Annotated in this window: 2 protein-coding genes; one reads left to right on the top strand and one right to left on the bottom strand. The window is 51.7% G+C overall.

Annotated features, from left to right (window positions below; translation table 11 throughout):
* Nucleotides 1–161 precede the first annotated feature (161 nt).
* A complete protein-coding gene (locus tag JRI95_16220) occupies nt 162–1,850 on the bottom strand; it encodes an ABC transporter substrate-binding protein (GenBank protein MBW2063089.1) in 1,689 nt (562 codons plus the stop codon).
* 525 nt (nt 1,851–2,375) lie between these two features.
* Here JRI95_16220 and JRI95_16215 point away from each other — a divergent pair.
* On the top strand, nt 2,376–4,373 hold the full coding sequence (locus JRI95_16215) for an alkaline phosphatase family protein (GenBank protein ID MBW2063088.1): 1,998 nt from the start codon (nt 2,376–2,378) through the stop codon (nt 4,371–4,373).
* Nucleotides 4,374–5,129: the final 756 nt, after the last annotated feature.

Below are 5,129 nucleotides of genomic sequence, written 5' to 3'. Positions count from 1 at the left end.
CCCCGCCCCTACTCTAAAACTCTAAATCGGTATTGTAGGGGCGGGGTTTATCCCCGCCCGTTTCCAAGGCTTTTCCGCATCATTAGCGGGGCGGCGCGACGCCACCCCGCTGTTTGCTGCGGGGCGAGTTTATAATGATTCAACTTTCACATCATGCTCAGTTAGCTCTCAAGCCAAACCTCTCGAAAGGCCTGCTGCGGGTAAAAGTATTCCCATGGCCTGAAATTCTTAATTTTCGTACTCCAGCCGTCCGAGCCAACGGCAGCCACATAGGGAATGAGATAAGCTTTTTCATTGCATCTCAAAACGACTTTTTTAAATGCCGCTCTTCTTTTTATAATGTCTGTTTCACCAGCCTGTTCTTCAAGAAGCTTATCCATGATCGGGTCCTTGACCCCCGTGGACGGGGCGTGGCCGCTAGATGGTTTTGCCGGGTCTGTATGTAAAAAAACATAGTAATAGTGCTGGGGATCGTCGCCGCCTAAGATGTAAATCTTTGCATGATACTTATATACCCGGGTTCCTGACCAGTACTGAATGCCGGAATAGGATTTAATCGAAAAACGGAAGCCTGCCCGTCCGGCCATCTGCTGGATGATCTGAGCCGCTATCGGGTTTCGGCCCCAGGCGGGGAAAATCTTTAACTCCACATCCAGACCGTTTGGATAGCCTGCTTCTTTAAGCAGCTGTTTGGCTTTTTCGATGTTCGTTTCTCTTGGCTTAATGTCGCGAAAGCCCCAGGACGAAATATCCGGATGAAAGCCCTGACACATGGGAATACCCAGATTGCCATAAAGGGCCAAGGCAAACTTTTTTCTATCAAGGCAGTAATCCAGGGCCTGACGGACCCGTTCATCCTTAAAGGGCGTGTCCGCTTCTGCATGAGAATTTAAAAAAATAGAAAACGTAACATTATTAATCCTCGGAAAGAGGTGAATTCCTTCTTTTTCTAAAGTGATCAACTCGTTGATTTTTCGGCCCTCTAAAATCTGGTTCAGCCAATTGGATTCCACGCCATAGGCGTAATCCACATTCCCGGCGCGCAGGGCCAGGGTTCGAGGCGTGGTTTTGGGAATGACTTTGTAGATAACCTTGTCCAGGTAAGGCAGACCCGGAACGTAGTAATCGTCAAATCTTTCGTAAACAGCTTCCAATTTTTGCTGGAACTTGACAAGCTTAAAAGGCCCGGTTCCCGGAGGAGCGGCGGTCGGAGGTTTGAAGGTCGGGGTTTGACCCCAGGTCACCCCGTGGGGGATGGAATCCTTGGGTAGAATGGGAGAAAAGCACCAGGCGCTGGCTTTGAGAAAAGCGCCGTATGACCTGTCCAAATTGGCCACGACCGTGTACCTGTCGGGCATCTCAATAGATTTCAAAAATTCGGTCAACATTTTGCGACTACTGCAAACATGCACGGGGTCCTTGATTCGCTCCCAGGTCCATTTGACGTCCTCTGAGTCTAATTCTTTACCATGGTGAAACTTCACACCCTTTTTAAGATGGAAGATGTAGCGACTTCCTCCCTTTTCAATTTCCCAGTTCTCAGCTAACATGGGCAGAACATCAGGTACAGCATCAGGCCCTTTCTCCTTGGTGATCCTGAGCCGCTCACCCGTAGAGGTCGGGGTGGTCAGTCCTTCATAGCAAATAGCCGAGGCCTGACGAGCCCAGGGGCCTGTGTAACGATGTGGATCAGGGGTCTGTATCATCCAGGCCATGCCGCAGGTCAGGGTCCCGCCCCGTTTTGGGGTTTGGGCAAAGGCGGTCGGTACACCCAAGGCTGCGGTTGCCGCGCCAGCCGCGCCAAGTTCAATAAATTCCCTTCTGGTTAAGCCTTGTTTTTTCTCCTTCATAATAATGACCTCCTTTATTGATGATGGTTTTAAATTGTCTCCTCTACAACACACCCATAATCAATGGCATTACATAAAACCCTGGTTTGGCTCACAGATCGCTAATTGTTTAGAAGTAAGGAAGCGGCCATTTACAATATGCTTTTCAATTGCTTTAAGCGAGAAAAGAAAGCCTGATCGTTTGATTTATAAATTAGATATTTTTCCATGTTGGATTTTGGTTATGAATTATTATTTCACCACGTTATATATTATAACAGCAAATAACATCATTCCGAAGGGCTGTCAAGGCGAATCACCAGGTTCAAAGCGGAGATTTAAAACACAGGTAACGCTATTTATAAGGATTCTGGCGCCGATTAAAACAGCCTAGCCGGTCTTTTAAGGCCTCCTCTGCTTTTTTTTAAATAATAAAGTTAAACTAGAGGGTCATGCCGGGAATCATGATTGACACGTAATTCTTATTTTTATATATTCCTTCCGGTAAGCAATAAATTCAATTTAATTCATAAGGAGGAATTATCCATGGCGAAGACACCAAAGAAGGTAGCCGTCATCGGACTTGACTGTGCTCTAACCCATCTCATCGAAAAGCACATTGCCGAAGGTCGCCTGCCTACATTCAAGAAGCTGTTCGAGGGGGGGGTGGTGGCTGAAAATTGTCTGGTTCCCTTTCCGACCATCACTCCGCCTAACTGGGCCACCATTGCCACCGGGGCCTGGCCGGGCACACACAGCATCACCGACTTCTGGGTACACAAACCAGGGACGACGCCGATCAATCTTAATACTGAGGAGGCCTTCAGCAGTGAACGGTGTCAGGCCGAGTTTCTCTGGGATGTGGCGGACAGGATCGGAAAAAAATGCATTGTCCTGAACTACCCGGGGTCCTGGCCGTCAAAGATGGAGAACGGAATCATGATCGGGGGATCCGGCCTGACGGTCGGAAACTACAACGACGGCGAGCTGGCCCTCAACACTAAGATCGCCCTGTGCGGCGATCAGCTCATCACCACCGGAATCTATCCCGGAGCCATGCGAGGCAGTTTGGAGGCGGCGGAAGGCTGGACGAACGCGCCCGAGATGGGCGATGACCCCCTGGGACTGGAGGTTAGCCTGGTCTTCCCGGCCGCAAAGGACAAACCCGCACCGACGACATGGTATGTCCTGGCCCGGGATACAGGCGGCAGCGGCTATGACCAGGTAACGCTCTCGCCCACAAAGGACTTTAACGACGCCTTCTGCACCCTGGGCGTGGGTGAATGGAGTCCGAGGATTGTCACCCGCATCAAGATGGAGGACGGCTCTGAGAGTGAAGTCTTCTTCCGCTGCAAGCTGGTGGAGCTATCCGACGACGCAGAGGATTTTCGGTTGTACATCACAGGACTCGGGGTGACGTCAGGATGGAGCATGCCCGAGGATATCGCCAAGGAGATCGTTTCAGAGGAAGGCACTCTGGGCCGCGGCGGCGGAATGGGTTCTTACGTTGCCGGTTGGATTGATAAGCAGACCTATGTGGAGGTCAACGAGCAATACTCCAGATGGCTTGCAGATGCCGCCACCAGCCTCATGAAAAATCACGAGTGGGACATTTTTTTTATGCATTCGCACCCAACGGACTGGGTTTATCACGCCATCATGACCTACATGGACCCGGCCACATGCCCGGATGAAGCCAAACGCAAGGAGGCGTGGGAGATTCACCTCGGGATTTACGAGACCCAGGACCGGATGCTGGCGAGCATCCTCGATGCCATGGACAAGAACACCCTGGTGATCCTGGTTTCGGATCACGGCGCCACGCCGGACGGGCCTCTTTTCGATCCTTACAAGGCCCTGGTCCCGGCCGGTCTGAGTGTTCTGCAGGAGGCTCAGGACGACATGGGACTGGCCCAGGGGAAATTTTCAGAGGCCATCAAGCTGGCCGCCCTGCGGCCCGACCTGGCCCGGACAAAGGCCATGCCTCAGCGATCCTGCTATATCTATATCAACCTCAAAGGCCGTGATCCAGAGGGGATCGTGGACCCCGAGGATTACGAAAAGGTGCAGCAGGAGATCATTGACGCTCTTCTGACCTTTGTGGACCAGGGCACCGGTCAGCGGCCCGTGGCGCTGGCCCTGCCAAAACGGGACGCCCGCATCCTGGGGTTATATGGTGACGGCATCGGCGACGTGGTCTATGCCATCCGGCCGGAGTTTGGCAGCCAGCACGGCTCTATCCTGCCCACGGCCGAGTATGGGGTTGGGTCCCTCAAGGCCCTGTTTAGCATGACCGGGCCGGGCGTTAAAAAGGGATTTCGCCTGAAGCGAACCTGCTGGCTCCCTGACATCGTCCCCACCATCTGTTATCTCATGGACTGGCCTTTGCCCGAACAGACTGAAGGAGCTGTGCTCTACCAAGCTTTCAAGGATGCGAACTTCAAACTCAAGGAGATCAATAAGCTCAAGGACGGCCTGGCCAGGATGGAGACGGCCCTTGCCCGTCAGGACAGGGAGCCCTGGGACAAGCATGACTGCGCCTGATCCTAAAATGCTTCTCTAAAACTATGCCTTGATGGCAAGGTTTTATGATGACCCTGCTGCTGGCTCATGAGCCGCAGCAGGATCATCATTGGCCCGCTTCCTCAATCGTGCGGCGCTCTTCTCCTGGCTCGACCATATCGTTAGAGCCGCGGCCCCTCGCAAGGCAGGGTCGCTGTATAATCTTGAACCACTGCTTAAGGCGTCTCCAGACTAGGCCCGGATATTGCCGTCAAATAAGGCTCAGCTATTTGGAGGCCGCGGTAGAGTACTCTCTCATTTAATTTCTCCAAAAGCTCTTTTACCAATCGCTAATAAGGAGCGTTCAGGCTGATATATGAGGCAGAAGAAAAAATCCCCCTCAATCCCCCTTTTAAAAAGGGGGAGTTTTCTTAATGCCTGGGGCGTGGTCTCCGGCTGGAAATATCTTTTCCTTTGCTCCCCCCTTTACTAATAAGGAGGGATTTACAAAAGCGTCTCACTTTTTGATACCGGGGTAATTTCTTAGTAAGGAGCGCTGGCAAAAAAACGACGGCGCCGGCCGGGATATTGAGACGCGAATCATCCCATTCGAGGGGAACAGGGCGCATGTATTGAGCGGCCTGGCGCACCATCAGTTAAGCCTTGAGCCAATTGCGTTGTATGTAACCGGTTGAAATTGGGAGTCATCGAGGAGTGGTAAAATTAATTTTACCCCAAATATTCATACAGAGAGGGTATTTTTAAGGGATTTAAGGTTGTTTAGTAGAAATTGACCCC

The sequence above is a fragment of the Deltaproteobacteria bacterium genome (genome assembly GCA_019308995.1).
GTDB lineage: Bacteria > Desulfobacterota > Desulfarculia > Adiutricales > JAFDHD01 > JAFDHD01.
Note: the sequence above shows the minus strand (reverse complement) of the source record. Positions and strands in the feature narration are given on the sequence as shown.